16 protein-coding genes are annotated in these 14,588 nt (G+C 52.0%); 8 read left to right on the forward strand and 8 right to left on the reverse strand.

Annotated elements, in window-relative coordinates; all coding sequences use genetic code 11:
* Positions 1–153 precede the first annotated feature (153 nt).
* The gene (locus tag ABID47_RS03965; RefSeq protein ID WP_076171158.1) at positions 154–963 is read right to left on the reverse strand and encodes a phytanoyl-CoA dioxygenase family protein; all 810 of its coding nucleotides are present in this window, start codon (positions 961–963) and stop codon (positions 154–156) included.
* 133 nt (positions 964–1,096) lie between these two features.
* Here ABID47_RS03965 and ABID47_RS03970 point away from each other — a divergent pair, with 133 nt between their 5' ends.
* From ABID47_RS03970 to ABID47_RS03990, 5 genes are all read left to right on the forward strand, one after another.
* Positions 1,097–1,915, forward strand: coding sequence for a helix-turn-helix domain-containing protein (locus ABID47_RS03970; RefSeq protein WP_354494989.1), 819 nt, complete (start codon positions 1,097–1,099; stop codon positions 1,913–1,915).
* Positions 1,916–2,065: 150 nt separating this feature from the next.
* On the forward strand, positions 2,066–3,169 hold the full coding sequence (locus ABID47_RS03975) for a serine hydrolase domain-containing protein (RefSeq protein ID WP_354494990.1): 1,104 nt from the start codon (positions 2,066–2,068) through the stop codon (positions 3,167–3,169).
* A 290-nt stretch (positions 3,170–3,459) separates the two neighbouring features.
* Positions 3,460–4,644, forward strand: a complete 1,185-nt coding sequence (locus ABID47_RS03980) for a hypothetical protein (RefSeq protein ID WP_354494991.1) — start codon at positions 3,460–3,462, stop codon at positions 4,642–4,644.
* 310 nt (positions 4,645–4,954) lie between these two features.
* Positions 4,955–5,359, forward strand: coding sequence for a CBS domain-containing protein (locus ABID47_RS03985; protein WP_076171166.1), 405 nt, complete (start codon positions 4,955–4,957; stop codon positions 5,357–5,359).
* Positions 5,360–5,403: 44 nt separating this feature from the next.
* Positions 5,404–6,357 (forward strand): aminoglycoside phosphotransferase family protein, encoded by a 954-nt coding sequence (locus ABID47_RS03990; RefSeq protein ID WP_354494992.1) that lies wholly within the window; start codon positions 5,404–5,406, stop codon positions 6,355–6,357.
* A gap of 99 nt (positions 6,358–6,456) precedes the next feature.
* Here ABID47_RS03990 and ABID47_RS03995 read toward each other — a convergent pair whose 3' ends face one another.
* The gene (locus tag ABID47_RS03995; protein WP_089547926.1) at positions 6,457–6,720 is read right to left on the reverse strand and encodes a hypothetical protein; all 264 of its coding nucleotides are present in this window, start codon (positions 6,718–6,720) and stop codon (positions 6,457–6,459) included.
* Positions 6,721–7,053: 333 nt separating this feature from the next.
* Between ABID47_RS03995 and pdxK the strand changes: the two genes are divergently transcribed.
* A complete protein-coding gene (gene pdxK / locus ABID47_RS04000) occupies positions 7,054–7,866 on the forward strand; it encodes a pyridoxine/pyridoxal/pyridoxamine kinase (RefSeq protein ID WP_354494993.1) in 813 nt (270 codons plus the stop codon).
* Between the two features lie 118 nt (positions 7,867–7,984).
* Here the strand turns inward: pdxK and ABID47_RS04005 are convergent, their stop codons facing one another.
* From ABID47_RS04005 to ABID47_RS04030, 6 genes are all read right to left on the reverse strand, one after another.
* Positions 7,985–8,929, reverse strand: a complete 945-nt coding sequence (locus ABID47_RS04005; protein WP_354494994.1) for a hypothetical protein — start codon at positions 8,927–8,929, stop codon at positions 7,985–7,987.
* A 168-nt stretch (positions 8,930–9,097) separates the two neighbouring features.
* Positions 9,098–9,394, reverse strand: a complete 297-nt coding sequence (locus tag ABID47_RS04010; RefSeq protein ID WP_076171759.1) for a YxcD family protein — start codon at positions 9,392–9,394, stop codon at positions 9,098–9,100.
* Positions 9,395–9,399: 5 nt separating this feature from the next.
* Entirely contained in the window at positions 9,400–9,837 is a 438-nt protein-coding gene (locus tag ABID47_RS04015) for a hypothetical protein (protein WP_354494995.1), read from the reverse strand.
* A gap of 137 nt (positions 9,838–9,974) precedes the next feature.
* Entirely contained in the window at positions 9,975–10,535 is a 561-nt protein-coding gene (locus ABID47_RS04020) for a PadR family transcriptional regulator (RefSeq protein WP_354494996.1), read from the reverse strand.
* A 244-nt stretch (positions 10,536–10,779) separates the two neighbouring features.
* Entirely contained in the window at positions 10,780–11,343 is a 564-nt protein-coding gene (locus ABID47_RS04025; protein ID WP_076171181.1) for a beta-class carbonic anhydrase, read from the reverse strand.
* Positions 11,344–11,391: 48 nt separating this feature from the next.
* On the reverse strand, positions 11,392–11,715 hold the full coding sequence (locus ABID47_RS04030; RefSeq protein WP_354494997.1) for an iron-sulfur cluster biosynthesis family protein: 324 nt from the start codon (positions 11,713–11,715) through the stop codon (positions 11,392–11,394).
* Between the two features lie 123 nt (positions 11,716–11,838).
* Between ABID47_RS04030 and ABID47_RS04035 the strand changes: the two genes are divergently transcribed.
* Together ABID47_RS04035 and ABID47_RS04040 are read left to right on the forward strand one after the other, a co-directional pair.
* Positions 11,839–13,356 carry a carboxypeptidase M32 gene (locus tag ABID47_RS04035; RefSeq protein ID WP_354494998.1) on the forward strand — a complete coding sequence of 506 codons (1,518 nt, stop codon included), beginning with the start codon at positions 11,839–11,841 and terminating at the stop codon, positions 13,354–13,356.
* Between the two features lie 209 nt (positions 13,357–13,565).
* Positions 13,566–14,576: an ABC transporter substrate-binding protein gene (locus ABID47_RS04040; protein ID WP_354494999.1), complete on the forward strand. Its 1,011-nt coding sequence runs from the start codon at positions 13,566–13,568 to the stop codon at positions 14,574–14,576.
* Positions 14,577–14,588 lie beyond the last annotated feature (12 nt).

A 14,588-nucleotide genomic window follows, 5' to 3' on the forward strand; every position in this document is an offset into this window, starting at 1 on the left:
GGGATGTAAGTGATGGCGTCGGAGCAGCCCCCCAAGCGTTTGCTTGGGGGATCCGCTGTGAATACCGCCCCTGTCAGCCTGGCCAGAATGGCTGCAAATCACGGTAATTCATCCTGCACGCTTGTTTGCCACCCTCCGGATTTCATTGATTCATTAATGCGGGTAGGCGGTGCCGAATTCGATGCCGCAAGGACCGCCGTCCGGATTGACATCGAGATCGACCTCACTTCCGTCCCTGCGGAACAACGGCCGATAAAATGAACTGATCTGGGTAGCGGAAGCGTTGGCATAATGGCAAATAAAAGCACGCCGGAAACGATTCTGCGATTTGTTGCGGTAAGACCCATGGATCAGATTACCGTTGAAGAACAGAACGTCTCCCCGGTCCATGATGGCAGGCACGGCTTTCCTGTCTTTGGGCGGCTTGACCAGATGAGTCGTGAACGACTCACTGGAATCTGCTTCCTCCGGACATACCAGCGCATAATCGCTCGTTTTGGGAACGATGAGCATTCCGCCGTTTTCTTCATCCGCCGGGTCGATTGCGGTCCAGGCCGCAATGCAGTTACCCGGTTCGACCTGCAAGTAGAAGTTGTCCTGATGCAGCGCTTGCCCGCGTGAGCCCGGCGGTTTGTAATAAAACATGCTTTGTGCCGCCAATGCCTCCTCGCCGTACAAATCGGCGAGCACATCCATCACGGGCTTATGCAGCATATACTTTTTTGCGGTAGCGTTGAACCGGTGGGGATGCATGACGCGAGGATATCGCTTCAGCGGATCGCCTGCTTCCTGATCGAGCACCGGCTCGAAGTGTCCGGGTACGACGGTGTTGCCGATCTCTTCGAAGGTAGCGTCAATGTCTCTCAATTCTTCCGGCTGAAAAAGCCCCTTTACGATTAAATACCCTTCCGTTTCAAACATTCGCAGCTGTTCTTCCGTCAAAACTTGCGGATTCGTCTGCATGGGGGTCCCTCCCTGATTCGTAATGGATACTGATTGACAATAGCATACGGTACCTCTATGTTAAGGAGAAGACTGAAATCTGCTATTAAGTCACGGAATCCTGCTATCATCCGAAATGAGGGGAGGTGCGAATGTGTCAGGGTTTATTCGTCAACGCGACGTCCTTGAAGGAACTGGCGCAGCGATATTCGGTGACCATTTTGAAAAAGATGACACCTACAGACTTCACCGGCCAAACGGGATGCGGGACTGGCTGCTGGTCTATACGCTTAGCGGCGAGGGTTACTTCCTGACACCCAGCGGAAAAAAGTGGTGCGGAGCCGGGCAGCTTGGCTTGCTCCGGTCAGGCGTGCCGCACGAATACGGGACGGTCCGCGGATCATGGTGGAATTTTTTATGGATCCATTATTCCGGACTCCCGGAAAACGCTTATCTGCCCGAAGACGACATCCTGATTGAAACGCTGTCCGAAGATCGCATCAAAGACCGGATCGAGCGGGCGTTTCGCAACGTCCTTCAGGATTCGCGCGACAGATCCGTTTTGTGGAAGCCCTTGTGCGAGAACGCGATTCGTGAAGTGCTGCTTCTGCTTGCGCAGCGGACGAAGAAACGGTTTGATCCCAGAATCGAACAGACGCTGGGCATCCTCTCCAGCCGGATGAAGGAGGAGATCAGGGTTGATTTGTTGGCCCGGGAGGTCGGGCTGTCCCCTTCACGCCTGGCCCATTTGTTTAAGGCGGAGACGGGCCGCACCATTGTGCAGCATGTCAATCAAATGCGCATCCGTCAAGCGGCTTTGCTGATGAAGCATTCCGGAAGGCTGGCGGTAGAAGCCGCCATAGAGGTCGGTTTCGGTAACTACAACCACTTTGCCGACCAATTTCGCAAATATTACGGAGTTACGCCCCGTGAATACCGCAATCCGTCCCCTACTATGGACAGGGGCTCTTAACGATGAAAACCGATGGTTGAATCGGGCAGTAAAAGAGTGGTATATATGAACGAGACAGGCGACCGCAAGTCGGCGTTCTTGACCCAGCAATGCGGGAGGGCGGCATGATGACACATGCGGAGCGCGACATTTGTGAAAGGGGAAATGGCTATGAGCAGTTTCGAACGTTTGACCCCGCTGTTCAAAAGGTATATGGAACAGGGAGGACCGTCTGGTTGCGCCTGCTTGGTGATGCGCAGTGGTGAAACGGTCTATGATGAGAAATTCGGATATGCGAATTTGGAAACAAAGCAGCTTATCCAATCGGACACCATCTATCGCATATATTCCATGACGAAAGTCATCACATGCGCAGCAGCTCTCCAGCTGTATGAACGTGGATTGTACCTGCTTGATGATCCGCTGGAGGAATATTTGCCCGAGTTCAAGAACCCGTCGGTATTTCGTCAAGATGAAAGCGGTAACATGGTGGCCGGCCCAGCGGCGGGTCCGATTCGCATTAGGGATCTCTTTACGATGACGTCCGGTCTCACCTATGGCGGCAGCGGATCGGAAACGGAGCGGTTAACGGGGCCGATTTATCAAAAAGCGACGGCGTCGATGGACGTGCGTTCTTTCACCCGCGCGCTGGCGGAAGTTCCGCTCGCCTTCGATCCCGGAACACGCTGGCAATACGGCCTGAGCCATGATGTGCTCGGGGCGCTGATTGAAGTGCTGTCCGGACAGACGTTCGAACAATACTTGAAGCAGGAAATATTCGACCCGCTGGGGATGAAGGACACTTCTTTCCGAATTAGCGAAGACAAGCGGGATCGTCTTGCCGTGATGTACAATCTTGCGGAAGACGGAACGCTATCGCCCAACAACTCGCTCGAAACTCCTTATCAACCGGAGTGCCTGTTCGAGAGCGGCGGGGGCGGGCTGTTGTCGACGATTGGTGATTACGCCCGATTCGCACAGGCTCTCGTTCGTGGAGGGGAATTGGACGGCTACCGGCTGTTGAGCCCAAAAACTGTTCAATTGATGGCGAGTAATCATTTAACCCCACAACAGATGAATGATTACAATTGGGGGCATTTAAACGGATACGGTTACGGGCTTGGCGTTCGGGTGATGATCGAATCCGGCGGCGGGCGGCACAGGCAGCTCGATCGGGGAATACGGCTGGGCCGGCATGGCCGGTTCCTGGGTTATGATCGACCCGCAGGAAGACTTGACCCTCGTGTATATGCAGCAGATGCTGCCGAGCCGTGAGCCTTATATTGCGAACCGGATCCGCAACGTCGTTTACAGCGCGTTGGATTAAACAAACTAGAGATACGTCTTCGGCTTTTTTTATATCTTTACTGCGGCTTACGTCATCCACTGGACGTAAGCCGTTTCTATTTCCGGGAGATGGCATAGTAGGTACCTTATATTAGTCAAAATGTACTTGTGTATTGGTCAGTTTGGCAGGGGGCGATCCAGCCCTTTTGCCGCTTGTTGGAAAGCGAATCGCCGCCCATAATGGAAACGGGTCCCAATTCTGACAAGGAGCTGATGAAATGATGATGACAATCACTAAACGGTCCGGCAAACCATCGAATATCCGCAAATGGCTGTTTGGGGCAGCTGTTGGCCTATGGGGCATAATCGTCGGCAGCCATGTATTTGCGGAGCCGTCCGCCCTGAAACCCCCAGAGATTCTTTCTTATTCGGACTTGAATGCTAGTGCTGGCGATGTATTTGAACACGGGACGAACGAGATATCCTATGCCGGAATTCAAGGGGATCAGGTAGTCGTCCATTCGATCGGCGCTTATGGTCAAATCAAGAAGGAAATCAGCTTTCCCAAACATGAGCTTGAATATATCGCGGAGTTCCACCACACCCAGGATCAGGGGTATATCGCTGGAGGTGGATCACAGATTTTAAAGGTGGGCGAAAAAGGGCAAAAGGAGTGGGCTTATACCCTGGAGAAGGCGGACAGTTATATCGTTTCGGTGGATCAATTGAAAAACGGAAAATATGCGGCTGCAGTGGATACACCTGGAAGCACCTCCAATAGCCATACGCTGCATTGGATCGTATTTTCCGAAGCGGGAAAAGCATTGCATGAAGGAGATCTGGTAGACGTTGCCTTCGAACGGATTCATTCCGTGCAGCACACGTCGGATGGAGGGTTTCTCATATCCGGCAGTGAGTACCGGGACGGGGAGAAGGGGCATGTGGTGCTGGCCAAATTCGCTCCATCGGGTCAAGTCAAGTGGAAGCAATCGATCGCCGTGGCAGACGATTCCCAGAACGTTGAAGTTTTGTCGCTCGCCGAAGGACATGACGGCAGTATCGTGGCCGCCGGCTATTATAACCATCCAAACCCGAACGATCCGATCCGTTATTTGACTACAGGCTTTGTGCTGTCGGTGGATCGCAGCGGCACGCTGCAATGGACAACTATACTTGATTCTGCGTTTGACCGCAGCATGGTGAACGATATCCAGCCTGCATCAGACGGCGGATTTATCGCGACGGGCAAGGTGAATGAGGATTGGCACGGGACGGTATCCCGACAAGGGGTTTGGGGAATCGCTCCTGACGGGGATACGACGTGGACGAAAGTGATTAACCGTGCCAGCTACAATGCCGGTGAACTCGTACAGCCTTTACAGAATGGGCAGACGCTGCTCATTGGCACTGCGGACGGAGCTTACAAGCTAATAAAGCTTGGTGCCGCCGCCCTTCAGAACTAGTGAAATCCGCTGAAATTTGACGATGTATACGAAAAAAATGATCAAAACAAAGTGCCCATCCACGGCGGTATCGACGCCGAATGGGCTTTTTACTTATGCGAACTCTCTCTGCTTCTTATAGGCGTTCACTTCCCGCTCCGATGTCCACGGACAGCGGCTTCGTATCTGTTTCGCATGATTCGAAAGTTTTTTCTTTATTTCGAGTATGCTACACTTACAACAAAGGCACAGAGCGAGCGGCAAATCGCTCCTGTCCACTACAGACGCACTAGTAGCGGCGCAAATTGAATGAGAAGGGAGCTTTTGTTCGATGGAAATATCCGATTTTCTGTTCCCCAAAGACAAGGTGGCTTACATCCATTCTTCTTCCACGATGCAGGAGGCTATGGACAAGCTGGAGCAAAGCCAGTATTCGGCGATCCCCGTCATCGATGAAGAGGGGAAATACGCAGGCACGCTGGCCGAAGGGGATCTATTATGGAAAATGAAGAATACCCCCGGGCTGAGCTTTCAAAATTTGGATACCGTCAAGGTCCATGAGATTAAGCGCCGGATTAAAAATGAATGCGTTTCAATCCATGCGCATCTGGAAGATATGCTGGAATTGGCCGCCGACCAAAACTTTGTTCCCGTCGTGGATGAAAACGAGATCTTTATCGGCATCATCCGCCGCAAGGTCATTATAGAGTATTACACGAGCAACATAAGTGATTGATCATTCGGTCAGATCAAGACCGGAACAACGGGTGAATGAATCTTATGAACAAGTTCACAGCCATCCTGAGCAAGTATTACGGTCTGGAGCAGGTGGAGGTTCTCCGGCAGAAGGGCGGATGGGCCGCGCTGGCCTATAAGGTGACGGAACCGGAAAGCCGCCGCTCCTACTTTTTGAAGGTATATGAAAAAGACAGATCGTCCACGCCCAAATGGACCGCGCGGATTGATCAATATGTACCCATCACGAGCTGGCTTGAGCGGTCTACAGGGCTGCATGGGAAAATACCTGTTCCGATGATGACGACCCATGGCCATTACCGTTGTGAAGATGATTATGGCATCTATCTCCTCTATGACTATATTGATGGTGAGACTATTGGGGACAAACCGCTGACACAGGAACAAATTTGCCAGCTCGCGGCAATCGTGGCCGAACTGCATAGCTGCGGTAAAGAGATGCCTGTTCAGTCCGAAAATATCGTGGAAAATTTCGAGCTGCCGTTTGCATTAAGCTTGAAAAATATCCTGATGACTAAGGGTGCCGGTCTTCCTGGCGATGTATATGATCTGCTGGGGCCATACCTTGAAGCGTTAAACCGGATGATCTTCAATGCCGATGAAATATCGGCCGTGCTAAAACAGAGCAACCTTCCGCTTACGCTGTGCCATACGGATATCCATCCTTGGAATTTAATGCAGCCTCAAAGCCGCCGTCAACTGATGCTAATTGACTGGGAGGGCCTAAAGCTAGCTCCTGTGGAAGCTGACCTGATGTTTGTGGTAGACCAACCCTACTTTAATGAATTTATGCAGATTTACCGGCAATTTCATCCCGATTTCACGCTGAATGACAGGACGCTGCTGTTCTACCAAATCAGACGGAAGCTGGAGGATGTATGGGAGTTTATTGAACAGCTGTTATTTGACCGTCAATCACCGTCAGAACGAACATCGACCCTTCAGAGTTTAGAGAAGGAACTGCTGGAAATAAAATGATCCAACGATGACTGAAATTTTCATCTCGGATGTTGATATATTCATACACGAGCTGAAAAGAGGAGGAAGCCAACCGGCGTCCTCCTCTTTTCATAAAGATTAATTGCGCTGCAGCAGCAGGTACCCGCTGATATCGGAAGTCATTTTGCGGAATACGATTTTAAATCCTACATCATGATCCTGTAGACAAGCCAATGCAGTGCTGAGCAGCGCATTGGGTCTTAAGTCTTGCCTGCAGGGAGCGGCGCTGCCAATGACACGAGCAGCGACGATTCTGCGTGCAGAACCGGGAACCAGCGGGTTTCTGGACCAGCTGATCAGTACAAGGTCCGGCTGCCGGACAGCCTTCACACGACGGGGCATAGCGTCTCACCTCTCTTCTAGTAGTTCGCTATATTCAATGCAGTGGAGATAGAAAACGTGCTAGACAGGAACCTCACAAGACACGGGGATCCCTATCGCTTGCTTATATAAGGATAAAAGCTGCAATAGATTGGCATTGCTTTAAGTTTTCAGGGTTAGGCTCATCAGTTCCATACAGCCATTGTTGAGGCGATGCCAACGATCCGGCTATTTTGAATGCTTTGGGTACATCCTAAAATGGAGGTCGCTGGAATAACGCATTCGACAATTTTCTGGTATAATCAACTCAGTTTCAGAAAATAAGCATTCACGCAGAACAAAGGGGAAATTCACATGCCGAAGATTATGAAGACGTTAACCATTGCCGGCAGCGACTCCAGCGGGGGCGCAGGCATTCAGGCGGATTTGAAAACTTTCGAAGAGTACGGCACTTACGGTTTCAGCGCGCTGACCACGATCGTGACGATGGACCCGGACAACGGCTGGCACCATAACGTATATCCGGTGGATTCGGCTTTGGTTGCGGAGCAGCTGAAGACGGTCTTTGCCGGTGGACCGGTGGACGCCATGAAGACAGGCATGCTTGGCAGCGTGGACATCGTCCGCGTAGCAGAGCAGGCGATCAAAAGCAATCAGCAGAAAAACGTGGTCATTGACCCGGTTATGGTCTGCAAAGGCGAAGACGAAGTGCTGAATCCCGAAAGCGCAGATGCGATTCGCGACCTGCTGCTTCCGCTGGCCACGGTGGTTACGCCCAATCTGTTTGAAGCCGGCGTGCTGTCCGGTCTGGGCAAGCTGACCAGCATCGAGGAAATGAAGGAGGCGGCCCGCAAAATTCACGGCCTCGGCGCCCAAAACGTCGTTGTCAAAGGCGGCAAGGCACTCGGTGGAGACCGTGCGATCGACGTATTCTTCGACGGCAAGGACTTTACCGTCCTGGAGACGGACAAGATCGAACCGGCCTACAACCACGGTGCCGGTTGTACTTTCGCCGCGGCGATTACGGGCGGACTGGCGAACGGACTATCTGTCGCAGAGGCGGTGGCCAAAGCCAAAGATTTTGTGTCGGCGGCCATTCGCAGCGGATACCAGTTCAACGAATACGTGGGGCCGGTCTTTCACGGCGGGTATCGTCTGAACCGGTAATTTCGAAGCCGATGGGCAGCAGGCTGCTGTGGAGCCATAAAGAAAAAAAGGATGCACATTCCCGGAATGAGCATCCTTTTTTATTTTGTTTTTATGATATAGGCAGCGGGGGGATTACTCACCGCCGATAGAAAGGCGTGAGCCGCTCCAGTCCGATCGCGCTGATCAGCATCCGCTGCTTTTTATTCCCGATCAGCTGCTGCGTCCAGTTTACGAATCCGCCGTCGCCGATGGCATAGGTGTTTCCTTGAATTTCGGTCACTAAAGTGAACTGGAGACCCTCGTAATACGCGTTATTTGTTTTGTCTGAGTGAAGGGAAACGGTCACGTCAACCGATTCCGTTTTGCCGGCCCCGGCCACCCGGCGCACCAGCCCTTCGGGATCCGCATAACCTTGACGGACTTGGATTTCAATGCTGATGGAACTGTGGAACAGCCGGTCGAAAATGTCCCGATATACCCGGATATGCTCCCAAAAGGAAGGGATTTCAAAGCTGTACGATCCTTGGTCCATGCCGGATGAAACCATGCAAAAGACATGAAAGTGGGGTACCATTCCGGGGGCATGAAACCGCTGGGCCCGCACGTGACGATGTGTCGTACTGAGCCGGACGTGGCGGCTCCGGTTATCCAGCTCACCGCTCTTTAACCCGTCGCTTATATGCAAGGCGAGCATGTTGGTCGCATCCGCCACAAGCTCGGTTCCCCTTAAGGCGGATATGACCTTGTTCTGGTCGACGGTGGCGACGACCGAGCACGACCCGAGCGGGGCGGCAGGAGAGAGCTGAATGGGATCAAAAGCATGCGCATTGGCGATTTCGAGCACGTCCAGCTCCAGCCTTTTTAAATCAAGCGCGGACACTTCGGCCGGTTTGACAAACCGGTTGTCATGGTACCTTTTCAGCAAATCGGAGGCATTCCCCGCTCGGGTCCGTTCCCTGAATACCTTCAGCAGCAGCGTGTTCAGCTCCGAACCCGACAGCCGCCTGCTTAATGTTTCCGATAACGGCCCTTGATCCAATGTATGTTCCGTATGAATTCTATGGTTGGTTTCATCTGACACTTCTGATCCCTCCCTTGAGCCAAACCGCACAGAAGGCAGCAGCCCCTAATTAGGGGGATTATAGGCAGTGGGTGGACCCCGTGTCAAGGTAATGTAACAGCCAAAATGAATCGGGACATCAAAAAGAAGGCCGGGCATCCAAAACGGACACCCAGCCTTCGCTATAAATTAATACGCCTGTTCAACCTCAACATCAACGTGAGCCGTGATTTCTTCATCCAAATCCAGCGTCACCTGCTCGCGGTAAGCCCGAATGTTATATTCGCTGTAGAGGTAACGCAGGATGGCTTCAATCATGTTGGACTCGACCAAATACTGGCTCCGTCCCTGTGCCCAAACCTCTGCGGAATATCCTGTTTCCTCGTCCCAGCTCAGCTCCACCTGCACATCCGTCGGACGGATCTGCTTACGCTCGGCGGTATGAAGACAAATCGCGTTCACGATTTCATCCATGGTCAGAATCAACATGATTAATACCGTCCGTCATTCGGATTCGGTCGTTTCCGGTTGCGGAACGCTCTGTATCCGGCCCGGATGAGCGAGAAGAGAACGTAAATGGCCAGCAGGTTGATGATCAATCCGAAGAGATCGCCCATGAATCCCATGTTGCTGAACATGCCGCCGAACAGAAGTCCGGCCAATCCGCCGATCATGAGTCCCTTCATAAAGCTGCCGCCGCTGAAGAAGCCGCGTTTTGCCGTTGTGCCGGCTGTACTCGAGGTGTTGTTGGTCGACTTTTTGACGTTGCTGTTCGGCGTCGACTTGCTTGGCGTGTTCGTGTAGGATCTTGTGCCGGATTTAAATCCACCGCCTGCACGTCTGGCGTCCGCGTTATCCGGTACGGTAACAGCGAAGAAGAACGTAAACGCCAAAGCAATCAGCATCCACTTCTGTAAAGATTTTTTCATGGTTTGAAATATACCTCCCTGAGAATGGTGAAAGCATGTCTATCTCATAATACATTACGTACCAAATATCTTAAGGTTTCAAAATTAATTAAATTAATTTTTGACGATAAAAGATGAATAATGTCTGATCATTCAATTTACGGTTTGACTAAAACCGGAGGCTCTGAATAATCGCATTCTCTCAATATGCCCAGAACCCAGTTGCACCATTCCAAACCGGCTGCCGCATTAAAGATTCCTTTCTGAATCAGCAGGTGATCGTAAAATTCCCGGGTACCGAATTTCTTATGTTCCTCTGTCACTTTGCCCTGCATCGATTGGAACGATTCCAGCCGGCGGATGAAGTAAGATTTGCGGGTTTCCACGATATCGATGGCGTTATCCCTGTCGGTCATCCACATGCAGAAGGTTTTCATCGATAATTCGTCGCGGGTCACCGGATCGGGAAGCGGTTTGTACATCCATTCCTTGAGCTTGCGGATGCCGCTGTCCGTAATGGAGTATACCTTTTTATCCGGCTTGTCGCATTGTTTCACCCAATGGGAGCTCAGCAGCTCGTTCTCTTCCATCTGCGCCAGCAGCGGATAGATTTGGCTGTGCTTGGCCTGCCAGAACGGCTGAATCTTGAGCATCACATCATATCCTGATCCGGGTTCCCGTGCAAGGAAAGCTAGTAGTCCATAGGAAAGTGTATTCATTAGCATATCTCCTATACGTGAGATGGTCTTTTCAACCAAAGTGTACACTTAAACTGTATGGTTTTCAACCTGAGCTCATGACTGAAAAGCATGGATCGGAACGGAAAAAGAAAATGATGTTCGTCTAACAATGATAAATCGAGTTTTAAGGAGCGCGGTTCGGCGCTGGACTGCTGCCCGCTGTTCACAAAATAGAAAAAACACGGATGATGATCATCCGTGTTTTTGCAAATCCAAACGTATTCTACTTATCGTAACCGTCGACAACCAGCTCGAGGTGGCCTGTTTTCGGATCGATGACCATGCCGTGAACGCTGCAGCCCGGCGGGAGAAGCGGGTGATTTTTGATCAGGCCCACGGTTCCTTTTACGCCTTCCTGTACGTTATCGAATCCGCGCAGCCAATCGTTCAGATTGATGCCGGAGTTCTCCAGCGTCGACAGCACCTCATCGGAGATGCCGCGCTCCTTCATATGCTCGATCATGACGTCTGCGTTAAGCGCCGCCATGCCGCAGTCTAGATGCCCGACGACGATGACTTCGTCAGCTTTCAGTTCATACAGAGCGACGAGAACGCTCCGCATGACGCTGCCGAACGGATGCGAGATGATCGCACCGGCGTTTTTGATGAGCTTCACGTCGCCGTTGCGGACGTTCATCGCTTTGGGCAGCAGCTCTACGAGGCGCGTATCCATGCAGGTGACGATGACGAGCTTTTTCTCGGGGAACTTGCCGGTAATGTATTTTTCGTACTCTTTACTTTCTACGAACTGCTGGTTGAACTCCAAAATCTGCGAAACGGTTGTCATAATGAATTGCTCCTTCCATTGTTGGGTAATGATGCATGATGTAAGGCGTCAACGCTTATCCACTAGCCTGATATTTTGACCGTACAGCTGGCCGTCCCCGGTGAGCCGGAACGATGGATAGTTTTTTTCGGAGTCCAGGTATAGATGCTCTTCGAAAAAAACCGCCTGCAGGCGGTGAATAATAAAATGCAGATGATTACTCTCTATTTCCACATCATCGGTCTCTTTGGCGGAAACGATCCAGAGTGCCGGCAGCCCGTTAACGCCGCAGCCGCAGCCTTCGGAATCGTAGGCTAGCCGGATTATGGCAGGCTCCGACCCGGCAAGCGACTCGATATGCTTTTTGGCAGTTTCGGTAACTTGGATAACCAAGGCGGGTTTCAGGCTCCTTCCCTATGTAAAAAGGATAATAGCGTCTATTAAATATTGATTATACTTTCCAGTAAAAGTATCATCAAGAAGGAAGAAAAAATTCGGCGTGAGGTGAACCTAATTATGGAAAAAGAAGCAAAAGCGACATTGGACTCATTTCTCGGGCTGGTCCGCAAAATCAGAAGCTATGACGAGGCCATCGGCTTGATGCACTGGGACTTGCGGACGGGTGCACCTCGTAAAGGAGCAGAGCAGCGTTCCGAGGTGATCGGGATGCTGTCGGCGGAAGATTTCAAACTCCGAATTTCGGATGAAATGGGCTCGTATCTGGAGGCGTTGACCCGTCCTGATACATATGAGGGGCTGGACGATATTTCCAGAAGGATCGTTGACGAGTGCAAAAAAGAATATGACGAGAACAAAAGCATCCCTGCGGAAAAGTTTCAGGAATTTATGGTGCTGTCATCCCATTCCCAGACGATTTGGGAGGAAGCGAAGGCGAAGAGCGATTTTGCCATGCTGGAGCCTAACTTGACGAAGCTGGTGGGCATGCTGAAGGAATTCATCGGATATTGGGGCGTCAAGGGAACGCCATATGACACGCTGCTGGACCGTTATGAGCCGGATATGACGGTTGAGAAGCTGGACCAGGTGTTCAGCAAGCTTCGTGATCGGCTGGTTCCGCTCGTGGAGGCGATTGCGGCATCTCCGAACAAACCGGATACGTCGTTCCTGGACCAGCTGTTCGAGCAGGAGCAGCAGGCGAAGATGAGCCGCTTCATTCTGGGCGAAATGGGGTACGATTTCGAAGCCGGGCGCCTCGATGAGAGCGTACACCCGTTTGCCACCGGCTTGAACCCGGGAGATGTCCGGATTACGACCCATTATTTGCAGGACGACGTGACGAGCGCGCTGTTCAGCTCCTTGCATGAAGGCGGCCATGCCCTGTACGAGCAAAACGTGAGCAAGGAGCTGGCCGGAACGCCGCTCGCCCAAGGGACGTCCATGGGCATTCACGAATCGCAGTCCCGCCTGTGGGAAAATATGATCGGACGCAGCCGCGCCTTCTGGGAACGCTACTATGCCGATCTGCAGCAGCATTTCCCGCAGCAGCTGAAAGATGTGCAGCTGGATGATTTCTACCGGGCGGTCAACCGCGTGGAGAACTCCCTGATCCGGATCGAATCTGATGAGCTGACGTATAACCTGCACATTATTATCCGCTATGAAATCGAGAAGATGCTGTTTAACGAAGGGCTTGAGGTCAAGGATCTGCCTAAAGTATGGAACGAGAAATACGAGCAGTACCTCGGCATTACGCCGCCAAGCGACAGCCTGGGCGTCCTTCAGGACGTGCACTGGTCCGGCGGGGATTTCGGTTACTTCGCCTCCTATTCCCTCGGCAACATGTATGCTGCGCAAATCATGAACACGCTGCGCAAGGAGATGCCAGAGCTGGATCAGCATATTAAGGAAGGCAATCTGGCACCGATCCGCGAATGGCTGACGGAGAAGATTTACCGCTACGGCAAGAGCCGCAAGCCGTCCGAGATCATTTTGCAGGTGACTGGTGAAGAGCTGAACCCGGACTATTTGGCCGATTACCTGGAAACGAAATATAAGGAAATTTATCAATTGTAATGCAGCACAGGAACGCTTGACATCAGATCCAACCATCCAAGCGTAAGCACAGAAGCACCCCTGTCACTTCCGTAAAGAAGCCCCGAGGCTACTTGAGGAAATGGCGGGGGTGTTTTTGTGTTCGTCCGTGGCCATGTTTAACCCTTTGCTGGGCGCATGCATAAGATGGCATATGGCTGGAACGCGAAGAAGGATGGAGGACAATGACAATGAGAAAGGGTAAACGTGGATTCGCCCTGGTGCTTGCGGCGGTTCTCCTTTGCGCAGCCGTGCTGTCCGGTTGCTCCGGAAGCAAGGGCGACGTGAAGGTCAGAATCGGCGAAGTGACGCGCTCGGTATTTTACGCTCCGGAATATGTGGCGCTTGGGAAAGGCTTTTTTAAAGAAGAAGGACTGGATGTGGAGCTGCAGACGATTCCCGGCGGTGATAAGACGATGACGGCGCTGCTCTCGGGTGCCATCGATGTGGCCCTGGTCGGATCCGAGACGTCGATTTACGTATATCAACAAGGTTCGGACGACCCGGTGATCAACTTCGGTCAGGTGACGCAGACGGACGGCACGTTCCTCGTCTCGAGGCAGGATGAAGGAGAGCTGGACTGGAATCAGCTGAAAGGGAAAACGTTCCTCGGGCAGCGCAAGGGCGGCATGCCGCAGATGGCCGGCGAGTTTACGCTGAGAAAGCATGGCATCGATCCGCATCAGGATCTGAACCTGATCCAAAACATCGATTTTGCCAATATCGCTTCGGCGTTTTTGTCCGGAACGGGTGAATACGTGCAGCTGTTTGAGCCGCAGGCCTCGATTTTTGAAAAAGAAGGCAAAGGGCATGTCGTCGCCTCATTCGGAGTGGAGAGCGGACATCTGCCCTATACGGTCTTTATGAGCAAGCAGAGCTATATCAAGAAGAACGGCGAGACTGTTCAGAAATTTACGAACGCGCTCCAGAAAGCCCAAAATTGGGTGCAGCAGCACACCCCCGAGGAGATCGCCGACGTCATTCTTCCTTATTTTAAGGACACCGATAAGGATATCGTTGTCTCGGCGGTCAAACGGTATAAGGATCAGGGAACGTACGCGGCGGATCCCGTCGTGGATGAGACGGAGTGGAACAACCTGCTGGACGTCATGAATCAGGCTGGTGAACTGAAAGAGAAGGTGCCTGCCTCCGCCATCGTGGACAACAGTTTTGCCGAAAAGGCCAAATCGTCTGTGAAATAATGGTTATGGAAA

It is taken from the genome of Paenibacillus favisporus (genome assembly GCF_040545415.1).
GTDB classification, from domain to species: Bacteria; Bacillota; Bacilli; order Paenibacillales; family Paenibacillaceae; genus Paenibacillus_AQ; species Paenibacillus_AQ favisporus.

Coding starts and splice junctions, on each gene's coding strand:
- ABID47_RS03985 (WP_076171166.1), top strand. CDS start 4,955: ATGGAAATATCCGATTTTCTGTTCCCCAAAGACAAGGTGGCTTACATC.
- ABID47_RS03965 (WP_076171158.1), bottom strand. CDS start 963: ATGCAGACGAATCCGCAAGTTTTGACGGAAGAACAGCTGCGAATGTTT.
- ABID47_RS04025 (WP_076171181.1), bottom strand. CDS start 11,343: ATGACAACCGTTTCGCAGATTTTGGAGTTCAACCAGCAGTTCGTAGAA.
- ABID47_RS04035 (WP_354494998.1), top strand. CDS start 11,839: ATGGAAAAAGAAGCAAAAGCGACATTGGACTCATTTCTCGGGCTGGTC.
- ABID47_RS03990 (WP_354494992.1), top strand. CDS start 5,404: ATGAACAAGTTCACAGCCATCCTGAGCAAGTATTACGGTCTGGAGCAG.
- ABID47_RS04020 (WP_354494996.1), bottom strand. CDS start 10,535: ATGAATACACTTTCCTATGGACTACTAGCTTTCCTTGCACGGGAACCC.
- ABID47_RS03975 (WP_354494990.1), top strand. CDS start 2,066: ATGAGCAGTTTCGAACGTTTGACCCCGCTGTTCAAAAGGTATATGGAA.
- ABID47_RS03980 (WP_354494991.1), top strand. CDS start 3,460: ATGATGATGACAATCACTAAACGGTCCGGCAAACCATCGAATATCCGC.
- ABID47_RS03995 (WP_089547926.1), bottom strand. CDS start 6,720: ATGCCCCGTCGTGTGAAGGCTGTCCGGCAGCCGGACCTTGTACTGATC.
- ABID47_RS04015 (WP_354494995.1), bottom strand. CDS start 9,837: ATGAAAAAATCTTTACAGAAGTGGATGCTGATTGCTTTGGCGTTTACG.
- ABID47_RS04040 (WP_354494999.1), top strand. CDS start 13,566: ATGAGAAAGGGTAAACGTGGATTCGCCCTGGTGCTTGCGGCGGTTCTC.
- pdxK (WP_354494993.1), top strand. CDS start 7,054: ATGCCGAAGATTATGAAGACGTTAACCATTGCCGGCAGCGACTCCAGC.